This is a genomic window from Kribbella sp. NPDC049227 (assembly GCF_043197265.1).
In the GTDB taxonomy this organism is placed as follows: Bacteria; Actinomycetota; Actinomycetes; order Propionibacteriales; family Kribbellaceae; genus Kribbella.
On record NZ_JBICST010000007.1, the window covers coordinates 684,787 to 705,959 of the forward strand.

Here is a 21,173-nt window from a genome sequence, read left to right on the forward strand (position 1 = left end):
GCTGGATTCGGTCGACCTTGAAGGGTCGTATGTCGTTGACTGTCGCCCTGCAGATGCCAGCGAACGATCAGCCAAGTCCCGGGTCGGTTCGCTGGTGCCGTTCGCGTCGGATGGCGCCGAACGGGAGCAGGATGAAGACGGCGAGTACGAGGTAGCCCAGTACGGCGAGGGTTGGCAGGAACAGGCCGAGCACGATCATGGCGACGTAGAGGCCGAGTGTTGGTGTGAGTCGTTTGGTGAGGGTCTTCACGTCCTCGTCGGCCAGGTCGGGCCGGACGAGTTGCGCGTGGACGGCGTACCGCCAGGTGATCGCAACCATGATGAGCGAGAGCAGCAGGTTGATGCCGTAGACGGTTGCCGCGATCCGCTCGGGGGTGCGCTCCTCGGCGTACTCGGCCAGCAGCTTCGTGGGGAAGGGCAGGAGCGATACGACCATGAGGAGGAGCAGGTTCAACCGGAGGAGTACCGAGTTGGCATGGTCGAGGTACTCGGTGATGACGGTGTGCGCGACCCAGACCGCGCCGATCGTGGCGAAGCTGACGAAGTAGGCCAGGTAGGAAGGCCACTGGTCGGCCAGCGCGCCGACGAGGTCGTCGCCCGAGCCAGGCGGTACGCCGATCTCCAGCACGAGGAGCGTGATCGCGATGGCGAACACTCCATCGCTGAACGCCTCCATGCGCCCGGTCCGGAGACCGGGTACACGAACCCGCCGCTCACGCTCACCCATGCGGCGAGTGTCGGCGTGGAGCCAGCCGCATCGCCTCACCCCCAACGGACGAACCAGGAACAGCCGTCAACGATCCCCGACAGTTGATGTGGCCACTGGCGACGTACGAGATGTCACCGTGTGGTGGCGTCGTTGCCGAACCACACGGTGACATCTTGGGTGCGGGCTGCGCAGTCAGGCGGATTTCACCTCGCGGCGGAGCAGCCGTACGACGCCGAGAGCGAGTGGCACGACGACCCAGATCGTCCCGGCGACCGCGATGTGCGCCCAGTCGCCGCCCTGGAACGTCTGCTGATCGAAGGCGGGTGCCATGGCGGTGTTCAGGTCGAGCCAGGGTGCGGCGTTCTCGAGTGCACCGACCATCGAGAAGAGCACAGTCCACGCGATCGGGATCACGTAGTACAGCACGATCGCGGCGGCGGTGTTCATCAGCAGCATGCCGAAGGCGAAGCCCTGGACGATGCCGATCAGTTGCACGGCGAAGAAGTCGCGGACGTTGGCGGCTCCGACGTTCCAGCTGCCGGCGCCGTCCATGAACGCCATCCCGGCCAGGTTGCTCAGGGCTGCGACGCCGAGTGCCACGACGACGGCGAGCAGGCCGACCAGGCTGACAGCGACCAGCTTGGCGACGGCGATCCGGAGCCGGCTCGGTTCGAGGGTGAAGGTGACCAGGCCGGTGCGCTGGCTCCACTCGGCAGTGACGGCGAGGATGCCGAGCACCGGGAGCAGGATGCTCTGTGGGGTCGCGGTCGCCCCGACGAAGTTCACGAACGTCAACTGGTCCGGATCGGCGACGAACAGGAACACGACGATGACGGCAACCGTGATGAGGCCGATGGCGGTGAGCAACCAGAAACCGGCCCGGGTGTCGACAAGCTTGCGTAGCTCGACTCGCAGGAGGCGGGTGAACGGGACCGGCGTCACGCTCGGATCCGGGGAAGCGTCAAGGTGGAACTGTGCTTGGTGGGTCGCGCTACTCATGCGGTGACCTTCTCTCGTGCGTCGTCTGCGGTGAGCTGCAAGAACATGTCCTCAAGGCCGGCACCGTCCGCGACACGCAACTCGGTGACGACTACGCCGTTCCGCGCGGTGGCCGTGGCGATCTGCTCACGGGTGGCATCCACGACGTACGCGCCGTCGGGCTCGATCTGGTAGACGTAGCCGGCGATGTCGAGGCAGCGCGCCAAGGCGTCTGGGTCGACGCCGCGGACCAGGGTGCCGGCGGCGTTCAGCAGTTCTGCCTTGCTGCCGTCGGCGACGATGACACCGCGGCCGATGACGACCAGGTGGTCGGCGACGACCTCGATCTCGTGCAGGAGGTGCGAGGACAGCAGGACCGTCCCGCCGCGATCCGCGAAGCTCTTCAGGAGCCCACGCATCCAGTGGATGCCGGCCGGGTCGAGTCCGTTGGCCGGTTCGTCCAGGATCAGGACCTGCGGGTCGCCGAGCAGGGCGTGTGCGATGCCGAGCCGTTGCCGCATGCCGAGGGAGTAGTTGCCGACCCGGCGGTCGCCCTCGTCGCCGGACAGGCCGACGATCTCGAGCATCTCGTCCACCCGTGAGCGGCGAAGTCCCATGACGGTGGCGCCGAGGCGAAGGATCTCGCGTCCGGTGCGTCCGGTGTGCTGGGCCGAGGCGTCGAGAAGGACCCCGACGTGCCGGCCCGGATTCGGGAGTTCGGCGTACGGGACGCCGAGGATGGTGCTGCGCCCTGCGGACGGCGGGGTCAGGCCGGTCATCATGCGCATTGTGGTCGACTTGCCGGCCCCGTTGGGACCGAGGAAGCCGGTGACGGATCCGGGCTGGGCCTGGAAGGACACCCGGTCGACGGACTGGTGTGCGCCGTAGCGTTTGCTGAGTTCCTCGACTGTGATCATGCGTCGAGCCTGGCCCCGTTGGCGGGCCCGGCACATCAGCCGCGGAGCCAGGCCCGGAAACCACGGGATAGACCTGTGTAGCCCGCGGTAGGGGGTGGGGCTGGTCCGCGGTCCCTGCCCTGAACCGCGCGCCTCCCGTACCTTGGGGAAGGTGGACGCCATCGAAGCCGCGCCACCACCTCCGCTGAGCCACTGGCAGTCGACGTGGCGCTACCTCTTCGCCATCATCACCGGCGCCGGCTTCTGGACAGCGACGTTCTACAACGCCTACGGATGGAACTTCGCTCCGTACCTGGCCTTGGATCTCGTCCTCGGCATCGTCAGCGTGGTGTTGATGCGCTGGCGACGGCGCCGTCCGCTCGCGATCGCCCTCCTCGTGAGCGCCATCGGAGGCGTTTCCTCCGCCGCGTCGGGGGCTGTGGTCGTTACCGCCATGTCCTTGGCAACCCGTCGGCGGTGGCGAGAGATCGTGCCGCTGGCGGTGGTGGGAGTCGTCGCGTCCGTCGTCTACTTCGAGACCCAGCCCGGTCAGGCGGATCTGGCGATCTCGGTGCTGTTCACGGTGGTCTTCGTGAGCGCGGTCATCGCCGCCGGCATGTATGTCGGGGCACGCCGCGACCTCGTGGCCACACTGCGGGAACGAGCGGACCGCGCCGAACGTGAGCAGGGCTTGCGGGTCGGACAGGCGCAGGCCAACGAGCGGGCGCGGATCGCCCGTGAAATGCACGACGCACTGGCCCATCGACTCTCGCTGGTGGCATTGCACGCGGGTGCACTGGAGTACTGCCGAAATCTGAGCGACGCCGAGGTGTCCAAAGCGGCCGCCATCACCCGCAAGAGCGCCTACCTCGCGCTACAGGACCTGCACGCGATCCTCGGAGTACTGCGAACACTCGACACCGATGCACCACCGGAGCGTCCGCAACCGACGCTGGCCGACCTTCCGGCGCTGGTCCAGGAGGCCATCGGGTCCGGCACGAGAGTCCGGTTGCACAACCAGGTCGACGACCTGGCGGGTCCGCCCGAAGCGATCGGACGCGGCGCGTACCGGATGATCCAGGAGAGCCTGACCAATGCCCGCAAACACGCACCGGACACCGCCGTCGACGTCACGCTCAGCGGTCGGCCCGGCGGGCAGCTGATGCTCGAAGTACGGAACCCGCTGCGGCTCGGCTCCACGGCAAGCGCGACACCCGGCTCTGGTCTCGGCTTGCTCGGACTGACCGAGCGCGCCGACCTGATCGGCGGCCGCCTCGAGCATGTGAAGCTGAACGGAGATTTCGTGGTCCGCGCCTGGTTGCCGTGGCCGGCATGAACGACTCTGCCGGACCCCCGATCCGGGTCGTGATCATCGATGACGACGCGTTGGTTCGCACCGCACTCGCGATGATCCTGCGCGACGACGCCACCATCGAACTGGCCGGCGAAGCAGACGACGGCCAGACCGGGCTCGACCTCATCGCGCGGGTCGCGCCCGACGTCGTGTTGATGGACATCCGGATGCCACGAGTGGACGGCCTCGAGGCCCTCGCCTCACTGATGGGCCAAACCACGCCGCCCAAAGTGATCGTGCTGACAACGTTCGACGCCGACGACTACGTGCTTCGAGCACTGCGCGACGGAGCCAGCGGCTTCCTCCTCAAACACACTCCACCCGCGCAGATCGTCGAGGCGATACACAAAGTTGCCGCCGGCGACCACATGCTCTCTCCCAGCGTGACCGCCCAACTGATCGCCCGGCTCGGTCACGACAATCCCGAACCCCAGCGGGTCCTCGACGCGCAGTCGCTGACCCAGACCCTCACCGACCGCGAACGCGAAGTGGCCGTCGCGGTCGGCGAAGGCAAGGTCAACGCGCAGATCGCCGACGAGCTCTACCTGAGCATGGCCACCGTGAAAGCGCACGTCTCGCGCATCATGGTCAAGCTCCAGGCCACCAACCGCGTGCAGATCGCGAACCGGATCCACGACGCAGGCCTGCACTGAGGTCCACCACCTGTCCACTGAGCGGATGCGTTGAGCCCGAGGCAAGCGACGGCTGCAGCGCCGAAGGCGGCGAAGGCTCGAATCTCGACGGACGAGCCAGGTCGCGCTCAGCGAGACGACGGCGCGAGGTCGACCCGGACCCGGCTCGGGTCGTCCTGCAGAACGATCACCGTGGCGCCGTTGGTGTGGGTCCAGCCGACAGGCAGGAGGAACCAGCGGTCGTTGGAGTAGAGCAGCGGCCGCAGACCGTTGTACCGGTAGCGATAGGCGCTGTCCTCGCCCGCCAGCTTCTTGAGGCCTATCCCTCGTCCTGGGAGGAGGTGCAGGTCGCGCTCGCTGTAGACGACCGCTTGTGGCTGGAGGCGCAGCGTGAGCTCGGCGAGCTCGGCGTTGGCGGTGCCGCGGGCCTGGGCGATGTTGGTGATCGCCCAGAACGTAGCCATGAAGACCATGGCCGCGATCAGGCCGCGGCGGAGATTGGCCCCCGAGCGGGCGAGTGCCTCGATCCCGGGGACCGGCCGGCCGAAGGTGCACAAGATCCACAAGCCGTACTCGAACAACAGCCCGGACGCCGCCAGCGACAGCGGCGACCACAGTCCGCGCGGTACGCCGTACAGGCCCGCCAGGCCGATGCTTGCTGTGATGACGCTCAGGCCGAAGAGGCCGTACGCCAGCCCGCGCGCCCAGATGTGGCTGCGTCGGCCGAGTGCGAACTTGAGTAGATGGTGAGCGCTGAAGGCGACTGCCAGTGCGAGGAGGAACGTCGCGGCCGGTTTGAAGAAGGTGTCGGCCGTCCGGGCGACATAGGTGGTGGTGGTGAAGTCCAGCGCGCTCAGGCTGACCCCGAAGTACGAGTAGTACGCCCTCGCGCTGACCAGGCCGAAGTAGTAGAGGCCACCGGTCAGTAAGGTCGTCGGTCCTACGAACGCCAGGATCTCGAGCGCTCCACCCCAGCGTCGGCTGCGGCCCTTCGCCGCGGCGCCGCTGTCGGTGTCCGCTGCCTCGGTCACGGCGAGTCCGGTTCGGTGGGTTCGGGTTCGGTGGGTTCGGGTTCGGTGGGGTCAGGTTCGGTGGGGTCTGTTGTCGGGGTCGGTTCGTCTGGAGTGGGGGACGTCGACGGTGAGGTCGGGGTGGTGGTTTCGGTGCTGGTCGTCGTCTCGACCGTGGGCAGTGGGGCGACCTTGGCGGAGAAGATCGCGCCGTTGCAGATCGAGGACTTCCCGTTGCCACAGGCGGGTTTGCCTGGACGCGGATCGAAAATTATCCAGGCGATCCGTGGTGTCAGGGGCGAGGGCGAGGGGGCGCCGGCATTCTCGACCACAGCCGCCACGATGCAGGCGTCGGGAGTCTCCGCGCAGTCGTCCACGGGATCGCCCGTGAGGTCTCTGAGGATTGCGGCGCACTCTTCGCTGTCGCCCGGCACGCCACCGGCTTTGGCGCAGGCCTTTTCGATTCGCTTCGCCTCTTCGTCGGTGATGGCGAAGGCTGCGACGTCCGTGACGCGTTCGGCCTTTCCTCCGATCGTCAGGGTGGATGTCGGCTGGGTACTGCTCGGGGCTCCCTGGTCGCCGCTGCTGTTGCATCCCGCCACTGTCAGCGCCGCGGCGAGCACGGCTGTGCCTATCCATTCGTTCGCCATTTTCCGTCCCCCTGTTTCAACGATGCGGCGGTTGACTACAGAGCGCAAGGCACCCGCCTGGGTCAGAACGGCGACGCAGGGCGCAGCGTGCCTCGATCACGGCTGCGGTGCTCGCGCCGTTGGCCTACCTCGCCATCTCGCTCATCGACCGTTTCGCCCGCGGCAACCACAACTAGTGCCCAGCCACTCACAGCCCGGCAACCCTTCAGCGGCGACAACGTGCCTGGCGTGCAGGGGCACCCAGCTGAAACCTGCGAGGGCCCACTCCGGCGTGGCGGGCCCGGCGAAGTCCCAGTCGAAGAAGCCAGTGAGCTTGTCCTGGTGCCAGGCGGCGTTGTAGGTAGCAGCGTCGTTGTGGGCGATGATCAGGCCCGGTGACCAGGCGCCGCCCCCGCGCCAGACGGCGCCTGCTGGCGGCATGAAGTCGGCGACGGCCTGGTGGTAGGCACGCATCCGGCGTGCGACCTGATCCAGGGTGTCCTCGGCGTGCACCCAGACCGGCCGCGGCCTCCGGCATCCGACGGTCTCACTCGAGCTGCTCCTCAGCCATGTCGCCATACTGCAAAACCCCTGCTGGCAAGGGCGGGCCGATGAAGAACAGACGCGGAAGGCGAGCACCCCGCACACAGTTGAAGCGGATGCTCGCACCGCTCGATGTCGTGTGTTGTCACGATCCCGGGAGTGGAGCGAGTAGGTGGGAACGGTTGTTGCGACGTACGTCGTTGAGGGCGGTGCAGTGAGACCCAGAATGGCTCGAAGCGCTTGCTCGTCGGGATCGCCGATCGGTTGAGCCGGTGAGCGATCTCCAGATGCTGAATGGTCTCGTTCGGGGCTACTGGGACCTGTTGGCTTGAAGCGGCCGGGTCACGGGGTGTCCCCTGGAGATCAGGTCGGCGAGCTGCTCCGGGAGGCCTGGGGAGAAGTAGACGTGGCCCATGCCACGGATGACGTGCAGGTGTGCATCTGGGATGGCGGCGGCCAGAGCCTCGCCGTGGGCCAGTGTGAAGATTGGGTCCTGGTCACCGTGGACGATCGTGGTCGGGGCGGTGATGGTCGACAGGGGGGTGAGCAGGTCCGGGCCCTTCTTTCGGCCGATCAGACTGTGATGAGCGGCGGCGGACGGGTCGGTGGCCCGCGCCCAGCAGCGCTCGAGCATCACTCTTACGGCCGGTTCGTCGAAGGGGCGGACGTCTCCGTTCATGACCTGGAAGATGGCTATGTCGGCTTCCACGCCCGGCGGAGTGCCGTCCGCGTGGGCCAGGTGCTGCAGGAAACGCGGGGTCGGCGGGGGCAGGTCGTCGGGGTCGGCAGGTTGCCCAGCCATGGCTCGCTGCCAAACCGGACCGGGATCGTGGCTCATGGGGGTGGTGGAGAGCAGAGTCATGGAGCGTACGCGGGTCGGCTCGTGTACGGCCAGCCACTGCGCGACCACGCCGCCCATCGATGCCCCGGCGATGTGGGCGGTCGGAAGCTCATACGCGTCCAGGATGGCCAGAGCGTCGGCGGCCAGGTCGGACAGGCCGTACGGATGCCGGTCGAAGTCGACGATGCTCGAGCGCCCGGTGTCACGATGATCGAACCGGATCACCTGCACGCCGCGAGCGACGAGGCGGTTGACCAGCGTGTCGGGGAACGTGATGCCCTGGGCGGACGCGCCCGCGATCAGCAGAACGGCGGGATGATCGGGGTTTCCGGTCCGCTCGGTCCACAAGCGCAGCGGACCGGAGGTCACGAAGGTCTCGGTCATGACACGTGACAATAGGCGATCCATCGGCGGGAGCCGATGGATTTTCCACCCCTGCGGGCAACTCGCGAGCAGACGCCGACTCACCCACGACGGGTTCACCGTCCAGGCGCGCTAGGAACGTTCCAGGTTCTGATAGTCACCGATGGCTCGCCTCAGCCAACGCGTGAACGACATGCTGGCCCAGGTCTGGACGTGTCGGAAGAGCAACCCACCGCAGAGGCTTGTGATTGCCCGCGGCAACGAGCCGACCTTCCACGAGATCAGCTCAGCTATCTGGGGCGGTAACCGCAGTGTCACCGCTCCGACCCGCGCGAACCTGCGAGTCTGTCGGCACAGCATCGCGGTCGCGCCCAACTGCTTCACCTGGGCGCATGCTCGAGGAGCACGCCGGCTCGATCCGGGCGAAGATCGCCGAGCGCGACGCGATCCTCGCCCGGGTTGAGGAAAGGCGGACTGGTACCGCGGGGAAGTCCGCCGTACAAGGGATGCGACGTCCTGACGCACGCCGGCATTGGGGCTGTTCTCGCGTGGTCGCCTATGCGTGGTCTAGGGTCGCCAGTTCGTCCTCGGTGAGGATGGTGGAGGCGCCTGCGACGGCCTGCTCGACTTGTTCGATGCTGCTGGCTCCGACGATGGGGGTCAGCGCGGGGTTGCCGGAGGCTAGCCAGGCGAGCACTACCTGGCCCGGTCGGAGTCCGCGCGCGGTGGCGACGCGGGTCAGCGCTGCCAGGCGTCGTTCGGTGCCGGCGTGGCGGTACTCGGTCTCGAGTGGGCGGTCGTTGCGGTCGTATCGGCCTTGGAGGGTGGCGGTGTAGACCCAGCCGTCGACCGACGGGTTGCGCCGCAGGAAGTCGAGGCCGTCGGGTGACAGCATTCCCAGCGGGATCGGCTGGCCTTCCACGTCCATGCCGCCGGCGGGTTGAAGGTAGGAGTAGCGCTCCTGGTAGGCGGCTGGTTGGGGGTGGCCGGTGTGTTCGGCGGTGGCCCGGATCCGCTCGAGCAGCCAGGACGGGTGGTTCGACACGCCCCAGCGAGCGGTCAGGCCGTCGCGGACCAGGCCGCCGAACGTTTCGACCAGGTCCTGCACCGGGACTGTCGGGTCTTCGACGTGTGCCCAGTACAGGTCCACGCCGTCCACGCCCAGCCGTTCCAGGCTTTGTGCCATGGCTGCGCGCACGACGTCCTCGCGCAGTCCTTCGAGGTGGTCGGGGAACCCGCCGACCCGGGTGGGCTGGGCGCCGACCTTGGTGCTGAGACGGACGCGGACTCCGGGGTTGGACGCCAGCCAGCGGCCCAGCAGCGCCTCGCTCTGGCCGCCGAAGCCGGTCTCGGAGGTCCAGAAGCTGTAGTTGTCGGAGGTGTCGATGAAGGCTCCGCCCAGTTCGGCGTACCGGTCGAGGATCGAGAAGGCGGTCCGTTCGTCCACCGTGGTGCCGAAGTACATCGTCCCGAGGGCCATCGTGGGTGTGTCCATAGCTCCAGCCTCGCTGCTGGACCGCGCTCCAGGTCAAACCGCGACTTCACGAGAACTACGGATTCGCGGGAGCCAGGCTGGGGTCGATGGCGGTGCAGAGCCTGGCGTGTAAGCGGTAAGCCCGGAGACACACCCGAATATTCAACAACGCCCGGAACCGATCTCCGGGTCGATGTGGCGGCGGTCGGGTGGAACGGGACGAGCCCCGCCGCGATGCGGCGGGGCTCCGTACCTGGACGACCTAGAGGGCGGTCGGCGCCGGCTCGCGGTGGCCGGTGTCGATGGCGAGGTCACCGATGTAGTTGATGCGGAGGGTGAAACGGTCCTCGCTGTTGGCCTTGACCCAGTCCGCGGCCTTGATGGCGGCGGTGTCGGCCTGCATCCGGGTTTCCCAGGTGCTGATGGAGACAAAGGCGTTCTTGTCGACCTGGGCGACTGCGTAGGACACGAAGCCGTCGCTGTCCTTGAACAAGGGAACCATCCCGGACTTCGCCTGGCTGACTACGTCGTCGAAGGTGCCGGTCTTGATGTCGTACAGAGCTACGCGCGTGCAGCGCATGGTGTGCCTTCCTATCGTGGAGCGGCTTGCGTAGACCCACAAACCAGTTCCACCACTGAACCTACGCTGGTATTTCAATACTAGCAACACAGTTCCTGGATTGGGTTTTCTAGTATGCTGTATGTCATGGCTTGGGGCTTCCTGACGAACCACGCGCAGGCGCTGCTGTGCATCGCCGGCGATCCAGGCGTGCGGCTGCGGGAGATCGCGACCACGCTCGGCATCACCGAGCGCGCTGCATTCGGCATCGTCACCGATCTGGTGGACGCCGGATACGTGGTCAAGGACAAGAACGGCCGCCGGAACCGCTACGGAGTCCAGGTCGACAAACCATTGCCAGAAGCTCTGCTGCGACAGCGAACGGTCGGCGAACTGGTGCACCTCCTCGCCCACACCGACCTGGAAACCCGCGACCACACCTGACCTCACCGACCTGCCCCACGCGAGAGCGTCAGCGACACCTCAGCGTTTGTGGCCGCCATTCCGCCGATCATGGAACAGGAGCGGTGATGACTCCGGGCAGGCGACGCACTGAACCCAGCCAGGTGCGCATCCCCGCCGACCTGGCCGGGCCGGTCGAAGTGGCACTGGCCAAGTCGGTCGACCAGATCCCGGCGCCGCACGCCTTGCCGGGTGGCGCGCGCTACGAGGTGAAATGGGACGGCTACCTTCACTGAACTGATCAACTTGGCCACCCGCGGGTCCGCTTGGCGTCTAGCGAGACAGAGGGCGGCGTCAGCAAAGCTCGCGTCGCGTGGGTGCCCTGCTCCAGCAGCGCCGCGGCAGCCGCCCTCGCGCGGTCCACCTCCATGATCATCTCGCCAAGCGTGGGCTGTCTGATAGATGAAGCAGCGACCATCCTCGACGCTCACCGCAGGCAGGCCATAGCCCCGCACGATCCTCACCCTCGGCCCGGATCGGCCACCGCCTCGCTGACCTGACAAGGTGGAGACGTGATCGATGAGAAAGCCACCGAAGAGCTCGCCCGGCTGCGTCGCAGTATCGACAACATCGACGCGGCCCTGGTCCACCTGCTCGCCGAGCGGTTCAAGTGCACCCAACAGGTGGGGGCGCTGAAGGCCCTGACCGGCATGCCGCCGGCCGACAAGAACCGCGAGCGGGACCAAATAGCTCGGTTGCGCACGCTGGCGACCGACGCCGGATTGGATCCGGTGTTGGCGGAGAAGTTCCTCGCGTTCGTGATCGCAGAGGTGATCCACCATCACGAACGAATCGCCGAGGCCAGTAACGCAGCCAGCGGGAGGAGTCGACAGACCTGAAGGTCTGCGCCACTGGCCGAGCTGACTCGGGATGGTGCAACTCCCGAACCTGTGCAGATCTTCTTCAACGACCCCGAGGCGTCATCCGGCGCTCGCGGAGTTCAGTCAACTAGTCGGGTCGCGATCGGCCGCGGCGACCAGGCGCGGCTGTGGACCCGCAACCGCAACGACATCAGCGACCGTTGCCCAGACATCGTCGTCGCCGCTATGCATCAACTGCCTGCCGGCGTCGTGCTGGATGGTGTTACTGAGGTCCTGTCTCACCCTGACCGATCAGCGGCGCTCGCCGAACACGGTCAAGGCCTACGCGCACGACCTCAAGGACTACATCGATGTCAAGGTCACCACCAGCGTCGGCACGGTCCCCATCACCCCCGCCTCCACCGACCTGGACGCCCTGTTCCACCAAGCCGACCAGGCCATGTACGCCGTCAAACACAGACGAAGCTGAAGCTCATCACCTCAAGGGGAGGCCGGGGGACCTCACTTCTTGAGTGCATTGCGGAACGCCACGATGGTGCCGACGACGACCACCGCGACCGCGCCGCGAGGCGCGATGTCCGACATCGAGATGCCGCTCACTACCCCCAGCACGACCACGATGATCAGGATCACCGCGACCCAAAGCCCCGGCTTCTTGAGCAGGTATGCCGCCTTGCGCTGCCACGTCACAGAGCTCCGCGGGATCTCGTCGGGCTCGCGGGCCGGCATCGTGACACACAGGTCCGGCGGGACCGCCGCGTCGACCACCGCCACCGCCTGATGGCCGTTTCTCCAGTGCGCCGGTTCGATCTGCACCTGGTAGCCGTCCCGCCGGATGAGTTGCCGTCCGCCGTCCGGATAGGCGACGACGGCCGCGAGTTCGTCGTACGACGCCGAGGACTCACCGGATGGGGTTTCGATCTGGGCAGCATTGCGGCCGACAGTCAGCTCCGCTTTGGTAACCGGCCAGCCCGCCGGCTTGAAGCGCTGCCCGGTTGTCACGGAGGTGGTCCGCGGCGGACCGGCGAGCCACGTAAGCTGCGGATCGGTGGTGGCGTCAGGATCGACTGAAAGGAGCAGGCTGCTCCACATCGCTCGCGCCGCCTGCGCGACGTCATGGACCGTAGTGGCGTCGGCCTCGGCGGCCAGCTGGTCACGGTCCTGCAGCGGGCGTCCGAACAAGACGTCGCGGGCGGCCAGATACGGCATCCAGTTCTCGGCTGGCTCCGTCTTGATCCGGCGAATCTCCTGGTCCAGGTCGTCGCGCAGGTCGGCCGGGTCGGGACCTCGGTCCCGCAGCCGACGGAGTACCGCCAAGCTCTGCGCGACCACCGTTGGCCGTGCCTCGGGCAGGATGTCGATCCCCGCGGTGAGCATCGCGTTCTCCGCGTCCACCAGCTCGTACGACGACCAGCCGCTGTACCCAACCCCGGCGCCGTGCCGGAATCCGCGTTCCAGCCCGCGCCGCAAGGCCCGCATCAGCGACGGGCCCGCATACGACCGCGACATCACACCCGAGAGTGCGACCGAGCCTGTTGGCCCGGCGAATCCGGCCGGCAAGGGCTGATCGCACGGCATCGCAGGCTTGACAGGCCACCGCGAGCCGTCAGCCAGCGGGAGCCGCAAGCCAGCCGTCGGCGGGCCGGTCAGCGCGAGTACGGCGTTCCCGCGGGCGAACGCCTGCGCCGCGAGCGACTGCAGGTGATCCGGATCGGCGGTATGCAGCCCGAACTCGTCGTAAGCGGCCAGACCAGGACCTTGCGCGCCGTACCGCCACAACAGGTGCAGGGCGATCGGCCCGAGGTGCCGCGTGGCGCTCTCAGCACGAAGGACCCGGCGCTCGTGCTCGAGGTCCGTGAAGTTCGGAGTGCTCAACCAGCGACAAGTCTGCTGCAGAAACTCCGCGACGTCATCGGGCTCGCCTTCGACGTCGAAGGTGGTGTGCAGCATGCTGACGGATCCGTTGACAGGTGCACGGATCGAATCCCGGTCATGCAGGGCAAGGTGCTCGAGCAGGTGCAGCCAGCCGTGCGTAGGCAACGACGCGTCCGCCATCCCGACCCGGAACCACAGACTTGCCCGCGTGCGGCGCTCACCAGGCACCCAGTAGACGGGAACCCCGTCCACCTCCGTCGCCCGTAACTCCCCTACCATTTCCCAACCCCCCAGGCGCCAGAAGACGTGCCGGACCATATTGCCGGACCGGCGCCGCTCTGGCTCCCCATTTCCGCTCATTTGCCACTTTTGACATCCGTGGCGGACCGCTGTCAGCTGCCGAGAGCGGATAGGGCGTCGCTGGTGAGGCGGCTGATGGTTCATCTTCTTGGGGTTTGGCCCCTAGGGACTTGTAGAAGTCGATGGCGGGGCGGTGTGGAAAGTGCGACGGCGGAGACCTGCCTGTCCACCACCGGTTTTGCCCGCTGCGCGGCCCTGACGACGTCCTCGACCAGGTCGTCGTGGTGGTGTGGCCGCCGTTCGGGCAGCCGGCCGATCCGCGAGCCCCGAGGCGACACGATGCCCCGGGTACGCCGGACTGACCCGACGCGGTCCGGCTGCCGCCGGATCTGGTCGGGCCGGTCGACGTCGAGCTGACTCGCGCGGTCGAGGAGATCCCCGGCCCGAACGCACTGCCCGGCGGCATCCGGTACGAACCGAAGTTTGACGGATCTCGCTGCACCATCGTCCGGCGCGGTGACCAAGCCAGGCTGTGGTCACGGCAGCGCAAAGACCTGACCGATCGGTTCCCGACGTCGCGGCCGCCGCCGTACGGCAGATCCCCGCCGGCGCGGTGCTCCACGGCGAGCTGGTCATCCTCGGCGCGGACGGCCGACTCAGCTTCGACGCGCTCCAGCAGCGGCTGGTGACCAGCCCGGCGAAGGCACGCGCCAAGGCCGCTCAGGTCCGGCTGCCTACGCGGCGTTCGATCCGGTGGCGGCCGGGGGAGTGGATCTGCGCACCCAGCCCTGGACCGTCCGCCGGCAGCGACTCGAGCAGCTCGCACGCTCTTGAATGCCGCCGCGGCAACTGACCCCGGTCACCGACGACCTCGATGAGGCCCGGGAATGGTTCGAGGTCCTGCCCGGCGGGATGGGTGTGGAGGCTCTGGTGGTCAAAGGTGCGGCCTCCCGCTACACGCCAGCGCGCAGGGATGCATGGGTGAAGGTCAAACACCGCGAAACCCTCGAAGTCATCGTCGGCGGGCCCAGTTCGCCGCGGTACTGAAACCCGCCAACGCGGGCACCCATGGCCTGACGAGATCAGCTCGCAGCGCTGGGGCGGACGCGACAGCAGGAAGCCCCTCGTGATAGTCGAGCCGACCGTTGTCGCCGAGGTCAGTGCGGACGCCGCGACCAGGCTGGACAGGTCCGCCATGGCATGCGCTACCTCCGGTTACGTGCAGACCTCCGGCCGGAAGATGTTGCATCGCTCGCCGGTGAATCTGGAGCCAGAGCGAAAAGATCATCCGAACGGTTGCCCGGCCCGCCGCGCCCTAGGCGCCGTCACCCTGGGATCGCGCCCGCGTCGTCGATGAAGTTGTAGATGGTGTAGATGACACCGTCTATCTCGACGGTCTTTCGGGTCGGACGCGCACAGGCGAGGCCGTTGTTATTGCCTTGCTCGTCGACGTTGTTGTCAGCTTGGTACGGCTCTGTCGCCACGTCCCAGACGATGTACCCGCTCTGCGGCGGAGGACAATGCCCGCCCGCCGAAGCTCCCCAGGCCTCGCCCGACACCCCCAGCAGCGCGCTCGCGACCACAACACCGACACACAACTTCCGCATGAGCTTCCCCTCTCCTCCTTCTCGCACTCTCCTCCGCTGGCTGAGGCGCGTCCACCTCTCGCCCGGGGCTGCAACGCGGCCCGGTAGCAGGGACAGTTCTGAGAACAGTCGTTATCACTGGCGAACTGGAATAGTGCAGGTTCCAATAACGCCTACGCCCAGCGGTGCGAGCCGATCTGCGCCCGGACGATCTTCCGACGCTCGACGGTCTCGATATTCGACCGTGAGCGGTCTTGCGGGCAGACCAGGGCGGGCGGAGCATGAAGTGCGGTCAGCCGCTGCCTTGATGCGCCCCTCACACCGCGTCGGTCCCCTGGCGGCTGGCCGTCGTTCGGCAGCCGTTTACAACGCAGTCGGCTCCTCCATGCCGTCCACGATCCCCCGTCCCGCAGACGTTTACGCACGACAACCCATGCGAGAAACATGGGTTCCCTTAAGTTCGAAAAGAGTTCGGTGGGTGACCTGGGCCTTCAAAGCCGGACTCGACGTCGCCCGGGCTGTCGTCCGGCATCGCCGTACGTCGCGCGCCCAATGCGGCCTGAGCGGTCAGGCTATGCCGTCGGTCGGGGCCGTGACCCAGCACGACGCACAGGAGGGGCGCCGGGACACTCTGATGGCAGTCGGCGGCTATGCGGGGAAGGCCTTCCAGTGTCCTTCGGAGATGACCTCGACGGTGCCGTCGGTCACTTTGATGGCGGTCTGGTCGTCGATGGCGTACGCCGGACCTGCGATGTCGGCGGCCCATCTCTCCGCGTCGGCCATGGTGTTCCCCGGCATCTGCTCGTGGTCCAGGTGCGGGTAGATCGAGAAGTCGACGACCCCCAGCGTGCGGTCGTCCAGGGCAGACGGCCACGAGACGAAGTCGTCACCGATCCGCGGTGTCATCACCATGCTGCCGGCACTGAGCCCTACCCAGACCGTCTCGGGCAGCGACGAGATGACCTCCGACAACCCTGACTGCCGCATCCAGTGGCACAGGTACGTCGTGTCGCCGCCGTCCACCAGCAGCACGTCGGCCTCTCGGACCCACGGCACCCACCGCTCCTTGCCGATGCTGTGCAGCGCGGTGAGCTCCAGGACACCCAAGGTCGCCCAGCCCAGGCTGGTCATCATGTGAAACGGAGGCTCGCCGGCGACGGAGCTTCGCACCGAGGCAGGCCCGAGCATCGGGTGGCCCCACTGCGCCGTGGGGATGCAGAGCGCACGGGACTCGGAGATCGGCTTGCCCAGCAGATCGACCAGCGCATCGCGGATGCTCTCGTTCGTGACGCCTCCGGATGTGAGAAGGAGCTTCACCACGCCTCCCGAGTTGAGTGCGACGGATTCGTGTGACGTAGGTACCGGGGACGCGTCATCGCCTGACTCCTTGTCTAGCCCTGTGGCCGCCTTCACCTGTTCTGCGCACACTACGTTCCGGATCCGACAACCTCCGGAGCGTCGACAACACCCCAGACAACGACCGTCGGTGGCCACAGCTGCACAGCACCTTGGACGCTTCAATGTGCGACCGAGCGACGGGGACGGCGGCTGCATGGTGTGGGGCAACGCGATGAACGGGCACCCGCGGCAGATGCTCGACCGAGGTCGAGGCGAACGCGCTGGCTGCGGATCTGGAGTTGCAGTACACCGTTCACGGCCCGCGGGATCAGGCCGGTGTCCGGCGGGTCGACCCGCCGTTGCTGGTCGATGGCTGGCTGCAGCGTGTGGGGGAGCTGGATGCCTGGATCAGCGAGGGCGGGCGGTGGCTCGGCCGCGTCCGGCACCCCGACGGCCGCGTCTCGTTCGTCGATCAGAACGAGCTCCGTCCAGCAGTCGGCGCGCAGGGAGCAGCACCGCTCGTTTGGCTGGCGGCTTGGGCGGCTGCGGACGACTCGGGGCGTGACCGGTGCGAGCTGGGCGGGTTCCCCGGTCTCGTCGACGACGCCGAATCCGACATGGCGTAGCGCGCTGGTCAGTTGCCCGGACCGCAGCAGCTGCGCGGCGCCGGGGTCGACCAGGGCGGCGTCGAGGGCTTCGGTCAGCCGCTGCGTGATCTGCTCGCTCACCGGGCGGCCCTGCTCCCGGGCCAGGTCGCGAGCGGTCTGGACGACTCGCTGGACGAGGCTGTGGCGGCGTGGTGTCAGTCGGCGTAGCTGTGTGCCGTCTCCGGACGCGTGTGCCTGGCGTAGCTGTTCGCCGAGCTCGGTGAGGTCGTTGACTCCGTCCGGGTCGGCGCGCACCAGCTGGTTGGCCAGCCACGCCGCGAGCGTCGGCTTCCGCAAGGTCTTGATCGCCTCACCCGTACTGGCGTCGCCGCCGTCTTTCGCGGCTGCGTTGCGGGCAGCAGTGAACTGCTCCGGGGTCAGCCCGTATAGCTCGACCGCGACAGCGTCGACGTCCATGCCCACAACCATGCGGCGGTCAGGCGGGCTGCGGAAACGCCGGGGCATAGCACCCGCTGACCTGCAGCTCGGGCCAGTCGGCGTTCTTGCCATTGAGCTTCTTCTGGATCTGGGTGAGCCGGCACCAGTCAGGCCGTCGATCTGACGATCGAGGTTTCTGGTCGCGGGTGGAGACGCAGGCGTAGGGGAGAGCATGCCGCCGCCGATGACGCCGGGGTCCGCGTCGAGCAGCAGAACCGTGCGGTGGTCGAGATCGGTGGACGTCTACCCTGGCCGTATAGAAATGGGTGCATTGGGAGTTGTTGGACACTCCGGACCTCCAGCGCCCGTCGGTGGTCGGGTTGCGGCATGGGGTGGTGGCGGGTGTTGACTGGTTCGTATGGGGGGCGATCTTCGGTTCGCGGGGCGGGACGCTGAGCGGCAGCTGCTCGGCGACGCGGTGCGGGCGGCCGTGGGTGGGGTGCCGCGAGCGGTGGTCATTCACGGTGAAGCCGGCATCGGGAAGACCCGGCTGGCTCGGGAGGTTTGCCGGGATCCGGAGCTGAAGGTGCTCTGGGGTTCGTGCGTGCACTTCGGTGCGGCGTCGGTTCCGTTCGCGCCGATCGGCGGGGTGTTGCAGAACTGGTTCGCAGGCGCGAGTGCCGAGGAGAGCGCCGAGGTACTCGACGGGGTCGACGCGCTGGCTGCATTGTTGCCTGCACTCGGAGGCGGCGGCAGCGTTGACACGACGAGGCTGCCGGTGCTGGTCGACCTCGTCCTCAATCGGATCGCGACACACCGTCCGACGGTGGTGGTCGTCGACGATCTGCAATGGGCCGACGTCGCTTCCCTGGACGTGTTGTCGTACCTGATCGCCGGTTTCCGGGACCAGCGGCTGCTGCTGCTCGCGACCTGCCGCACCGAGGAACGTCCGGAGGGCCATCCACTGCACGGCTGGTTGGCGGACATGCGACGGATGCCGCTGTTCAGCGAGATCACGCTGGATTCGCTGGATCTGGATGCCGCCGCCGGCCAGATCGAAGGTCTGCTCGGCCGGGCACCCGACATTGAGCTTGTCAGCGAGGCGCTGACCAGGTCGGACGGCAACCCGTACCTGATCGAGCTCATGGTTCGTGGTCTGTCCGGCCTCGAGCACGCCCTCCCCACGACCGTTCCGACCGCACTCCGCGAGGCCCTGCTCGCCGCCTGGCACAGCCTGTCCGACCAGGCCCGCCTGGTCACCAGGATCCTCGCCGTCGGCGGACGCCCGACGTCATCCGCCGTACTGACCGACGTCGCATCCATGATCGGACTTGAAGCGAGCCTGATCAGCCCGTGCCTGCTGGAAGCGCAGGACCGCGGCGTAGTGCATACAGCGGGCGGCGGGATCTGGTGGTTCCGCCACCCGCTGCTTGCCGAGGTCTTGTACGACTGCCTGTCACCCGACCAAGCGGCGGAGCTTCATGCCGACTACATCCGCGTGCTCGAGCCAGAGGCTGCTGAGGTCACGGCTGCTGATCTGGCGGTCCACCACGAAAGAGCCGGACACGTCGACGAGACCTTCCGATGGTCCCTCGTCGCAGCCGATCAGGCGGCGCGGTTGCAGGCGCCTGCCGAGGAGGCGATCCAGCTCCGCCGGGCGTGTGCTCTCTGGGAAACGGTGTCACCGAGCATCCGCGGAGGACGTGACGACCGGATCAGCCTGTTGCGACGGACCAGCACAACCTGCCTCCGAGCAGCCTTGCCGGACATGGCGGTGGCGCTCCTCACGGAGGCGTTGAGTCTCGTGGACAAGCAACAGGATCCTCTGCTGGCCTGCGATCTGCTCGTCAGCCGGGCCGACGCCCGCTGGCAATCGACGTCGCCCGGCCAGGCCGACCTGGAAGGGCTCGGAGAGGCGATCGCGTTGACCACGGGCTCGCCCGAATCCGCCGAGCGCGCGATCGCGTTCGCCCATCTGGCCGAGCTCGAAGCCATGTACGGCATGCCGGACGGTGCGGTGCATGCGACGGAAGCCGTCCGCATCGGGCACAGGTCGGGCTCGACGCAGACCTACGCACGAGCGCTCAGCGCCCGGGCGGCCGTGTCCGGGTATCGCGCGCCATTGGCTTCGCTCGCCGACGCGGAGTTGTCTGTGAAGTTGGCGAGGTCGTGCGGAGACACCGACACCGCCATCGACGCGGCCCTTTGGAGGGAGAGGGCCCTGCACGCGCTCGGCCGGCGAGCCGACTTGGCGGAAGTCACCCGCGTCGACTACTACGACGCCGTCGCCGCCGGAGTCGGCAGCTGGGCCTACTTCTTCGCCTACCAGGCCGCCAATGCCTTGATCGACCTCGGCCGCTGGCAGGAGTGCCGGACATTGCTGCGCTCGGCGCTGGGCGCGCGCTGCACAGGTATCCCGGGAGCAGGTCTCAGGTTGGCCGCGAGTCTTCTGGCTGTGCGGTCGGGACGGACCGAGGAGGCGCGGCAGCATTTCGATCGCGCGCTGGAGTTGGTCTCCGAAGACTTCAGACGGCTTCGCCCGTCCGTGACCGTGACCGGTATCGAGTTGATGATCGCCGAAGGCAGAGCCGCGGACGCCGTGACCTGGGCACGCCCACGGCTGTCGGTTCCGGACTATCCCGGGCCGGATGACGACGACGCGCTTCCGGCCTTTGCTCGTGCGGTCGCCGAGGCCACCCTGGACGGCGGCGGGCATGGCTTTGCGGCCTCGGAGCCGATCGACAGCATCCTCCGCGATTGGCCGCGGGAGCCTTTTGCCGAGGCACTGAATGGTGTGGACGTCCAAGCGATGCAACGAGCCCTCCTCGCGGCCGAACTCGCCCGTTGCCGGAATGCTTCAGATCAACCCGAGCGATGGCGTGAGGGGGTGGAAACCTCCGGTGCGGCGGGAAGTCGCTGGCACCACGCGATGGCGCAGTGGCGCTGCGCAGAGGCAGGTCTCTCGAGCGGCTGGACCCGGCCGAAGGCGAGCGATCTCGTGCGGCAGGCTCATCGCTGCGCAGTCGAACTCGGGGCCAGGCCCTTACAGACCGAGGTCGAGTCGCTGGCCCGGCGGTCGAAGATTGACCTCACTGCGCCGATCCCCGTCGTGCCGACGGTCAAGGACCCGCGACTGGCGGCGCTCACGGACCGCGAACGAGAAGTGCTGGCTTTCCTCGTGGTCGGGCGGTCCAACGGGGAGATCGCGAAGGAGCTGTTCATCAGTGACAAGACGGTCAGCGTGCATGTGTCGAACATCCTTCGGAAGACCGGGACGGCCAGTCGAGTGGCAGCCGCCGCCCTGGTCGAGCGGCGGCTGCCGGATCAGTGAACACTGACCGGATGGCGACGCCGATAGGCCCAGAGAGCTGCCATGGTGATGCCGGCCCCACCGGCGGCGGCTGCCCCTGCCTGTAGTCCTTCGGCGACGTTGTCGTCGACCTCGACCGTCGGACCCGGCTGGTAGACGACGACACCACCTCCGTCCCCGATGGTCCCGTCGGGAGGGGGCTCTCCCGCCCAGGCCGGGTCAGACACGGCCAGGACGACGACCCCGCAGGTTAGGGCGGGTACGGCGACGAGGGTGCGGATGTGCTTCATGTTTCCTCCTCACGGCGCGGATCGCCGTCTGGCATCCACCGTGCGTCGAGGCCGGGGATCGCCACATCAAGCGCGCCCCCTCAGATCTGCGACGCAAACCCCTTAGTTGTCCGAGGTGCCCCGGCTTGTGCCTTCGACGTCGCCGGCGGCGTTCGCCGAAGCTCCGTGGCCAAGCGGC

23 protein-coding genes are annotated in these 21,173 nt (G+C 67.6%); 9 read left to right on the top strand and 14 right to left on the bottom strand.

Annotated elements, in window-relative coordinates:
- Positions 1–67: 67 nt before the first annotated feature.
- The 3 genes from ACGFH6_RS32815 to ACGFH6_RS32825 all read right to left on the bottom strand — a co-directional run bounded on the left by ACGFH6_RS32815 (position 68) and on the right by ACGFH6_RS32825 (position 2,604).
- Complete coding sequence (locus tag ACGFH6_RS32815; RefSeq protein WP_393391627.1) at positions 68–727, bottom strand: TMEM175 family protein; 660 nt, start codon at positions 725–727, stop codon at positions 68–70.
- Positions 728–901: 174 nt separating this feature from the next.
- The gene (locus ACGFH6_RS32820) at positions 902–1,708 is read right to left on the bottom strand and encodes an ABC transporter permease (RefSeq protein ID WP_393391628.1); all 807 of its coding nucleotides are present in this window, start codon (positions 1,706–1,708) and stop codon (positions 902–904) included.
- Positions 1,705–2,604: an ABC transporter ATP-binding protein gene (locus ACGFH6_RS32825; RefSeq protein WP_393391630.1), complete on the bottom strand. Its 900-nt coding sequence runs from the start codon at positions 2,602–2,604 to the stop codon at positions 1,705–1,707. Before ACGFH6_RS32825 ends, ACGFH6_RS32820 begins: the two co-directional genes overlap by 4 nt.
- Positions 2,605–2,755: 151 nt before the next feature.
- Here ACGFH6_RS32825 and ACGFH6_RS32830 point away from each other — a divergent pair, with 151 nt between their 5' ends.
- Positions 2,756–3,919: a sensor histidine kinase gene (locus ACGFH6_RS32830; RefSeq protein WP_393391632.1), complete on the top strand. Its 1,164-nt coding sequence runs from the start codon at positions 2,756–2,758 to the stop codon at positions 3,917–3,919.
- Positions 3,916–4,590, top strand: coding sequence for a response regulator (locus ACGFH6_RS32835; RefSeq protein ID WP_393391633.1), 675 nt, complete (start codon positions 3,916–3,918; stop codon positions 4,588–4,590). Before ACGFH6_RS32830 ends, ACGFH6_RS32835 begins: the two co-directional genes overlap by 4 nt.
- Positions 4,591–4,697: 107 nt before the next feature.
- Here the strand turns inward: ACGFH6_RS32835 and ACGFH6_RS32840 are convergent, their stop codons facing one another.
- From ACGFH6_RS32840 to ACGFH6_RS32865, 6 genes are all read right to left on the bottom strand, one after another.
- Entirely contained in the window at positions 4,698–5,600 is a 903-nt protein-coding gene (locus ACGFH6_RS32840; RefSeq protein ID WP_393391635.1) for a hypothetical protein, read from the bottom strand.
- A complete protein-coding gene (locus ACGFH6_RS32845) occupies positions 5,597–6,202 on the bottom strand; it encodes a hypothetical protein (protein ID WP_393391637.1) in 606 nt (201 codons plus the stop codon). The genes ACGFH6_RS32840 and ACGFH6_RS32845 overlap by 4 nt, the downstream gene beginning before the upstream one ends.
- Positions 6,203–6,370: 168 nt before the next feature.
- Positions 6,371–6,787: a phosphotransferase gene (locus ACGFH6_RS32850; protein ID WP_393391639.1), complete on the bottom strand. Its 417-nt coding sequence runs from the start codon at positions 6,785–6,787 to the stop codon at positions 6,371–6,373.
- A gap of 274 nt (positions 6,788–7,061) precedes the next feature.
- A complete protein-coding gene (locus tag ACGFH6_RS32855; protein WP_393391640.1) occupies positions 7,062–7,976 on the bottom strand; it encodes an alpha/beta fold hydrolase in 915 nt (304 codons plus the stop codon).
- 535 nt (positions 7,977–8,511) lie between these two features.
- Entirely contained in the window at positions 8,512–9,450 is a 939-nt protein-coding gene (locus tag ACGFH6_RS32860) for an aldo/keto reductase (RefSeq protein ID WP_393391642.1), read from the bottom strand.
- A gap of 241 nt (positions 9,451–9,691) precedes the next feature.
- Positions 9,692–10,009, bottom strand: coding sequence for a hypothetical protein (locus tag ACGFH6_RS32865; protein ID WP_393391644.1), 318 nt, complete (start codon positions 10,007–10,009; stop codon positions 9,692–9,694).
- 126 nt (positions 10,010–10,135) lie between these two features.
- Between ACGFH6_RS32865 and ACGFH6_RS32870 the strand changes: the two genes are divergently transcribed.
- The 4 genes from ACGFH6_RS32870 (at position 10,136) to ACGFH6_RS32885 (ending at position 11,740) form a co-directional block, all read left to right on the top strand.
- Positions 10,136–10,432, top strand: coding sequence for a helix-turn-helix transcriptional regulator (locus ACGFH6_RS32870; protein WP_393391646.1), 297 nt, complete (start codon positions 10,136–10,138; stop codon positions 10,430–10,432).
- Positions 10,433–10,518: 86 nt separating this feature from the next.
- Positions 10,519–10,686, top strand: a complete 168-nt coding sequence (locus ACGFH6_RS32875) for a hypothetical protein (RefSeq protein WP_393391647.1) — start codon at positions 10,519–10,521, stop codon at positions 10,684–10,686.
- 276 nt (positions 10,687–10,962) lie between these two features.
- Positions 10,963–11,289, top strand: coding sequence for a chorismate mutase (locus ACGFH6_RS32880; protein WP_393391649.1), 327 nt, complete (start codon positions 10,963–10,965; stop codon positions 11,287–11,289).
- Positions 11,290–11,527: 238 nt separating this feature from the next.
- Complete coding sequence (locus ACGFH6_RS32885; RefSeq protein WP_393391651.1) at positions 11,528–11,740, top strand: diguanylate cyclase domain-containing protein; 213 nt, start codon at positions 11,528–11,530, stop codon at positions 11,738–11,740.
- Between the two features lie 32 nt (positions 11,741–11,772).
- On the opposite strand, the gene ACGFH6_RS32890 is transcribed toward ACGFH6_RS32885, so the two are convergent.
- Entirely contained in the window at positions 11,773–13,425 is a 1,653-nt protein-coding gene (locus ACGFH6_RS32890; RefSeq protein WP_393391653.1) for a hypothetical protein, read from the bottom strand.
- Between the two features lie 553 nt (positions 13,426–13,978).
- On the opposite strand from ACGFH6_RS32890, the gene ACGFH6_RS32895 reads away from it, so the two are divergent.
- Complete coding sequence (locus ACGFH6_RS32895; protein ID WP_393391655.1) at positions 13,979–14,299, top strand: hypothetical protein; 321 nt, start codon at positions 13,979–13,981, stop codon at positions 14,297–14,299.
- Positions 14,281–14,493 carry a hypothetical protein gene (locus tag ACGFH6_RS32900; RefSeq protein WP_393391656.1) on the top strand — a complete coding sequence of 71 codons (213 nt, stop codon included), beginning with the start codon at positions 14,281–14,283 and terminating at the stop codon, positions 14,491–14,493. The genes ACGFH6_RS32895 and ACGFH6_RS32900 overlap by 19 nt, the downstream gene beginning before the upstream one ends.
- Before the next feature lie 278 nt (positions 14,494–14,771).
- Here the strand turns inward: ACGFH6_RS32900 and ACGFH6_RS32905 are convergent, their stop codons facing one another.
- From ACGFH6_RS32905 to ACGFH6_RS32915, 3 genes are all read right to left on the bottom strand, one after another.
- Positions 14,772–15,053 carry a hypothetical protein gene (locus ACGFH6_RS32905; protein ID WP_393391658.1) on the bottom strand — a complete coding sequence of 94 codons (282 nt, stop codon included), beginning with the start codon at positions 15,051–15,053 and terminating at the stop codon, positions 14,772–14,774.
- Between the two features lie 627 nt (positions 15,054–15,680).
- A complete protein-coding gene (locus ACGFH6_RS32910; RefSeq protein WP_393391660.1) occupies positions 15,681–16,349 on the bottom strand; it encodes a Type 1 glutamine amidotransferase-like domain-containing protein in 669 nt (222 codons plus the stop codon).
- Positions 16,350–16,549: 200 nt separating this feature from the next.
- Positions 16,550–17,434: a hypothetical protein gene (locus tag ACGFH6_RS32915; RefSeq protein WP_393391662.1), complete on the bottom strand. Its 885-nt coding sequence runs from the start codon at positions 17,432–17,434 to the stop codon at positions 16,550–16,552.
- Between the two features lie 379 nt (positions 17,435–17,813).
- Here ACGFH6_RS32915 and ACGFH6_RS32920 point away from each other — a divergent pair, with 379 nt between their 5' ends.
- Positions 17,814–20,726 carry an AAA family ATPase gene (locus tag ACGFH6_RS32920; protein ID WP_393391664.1) on the top strand — a complete coding sequence of 971 codons (2,913 nt, stop codon included), beginning with the start codon at positions 17,814–17,816 and terminating at the stop codon, positions 20,724–20,726.
- On the opposite strand, the gene ACGFH6_RS32925 is transcribed toward ACGFH6_RS32920, so the two are convergent.
- Positions 20,720–20,995, bottom strand: coding sequence for a hypothetical protein (locus ACGFH6_RS32925; RefSeq protein ID WP_393391665.1), 276 nt, complete (start codon positions 20,993–20,995; stop codon positions 20,720–20,722). The genes ACGFH6_RS32920 and ACGFH6_RS32925 overlap by 7 nt on opposite strands.
- Between the last annotated feature and the right edge of the window lie 178 nt (positions 20,996–21,173).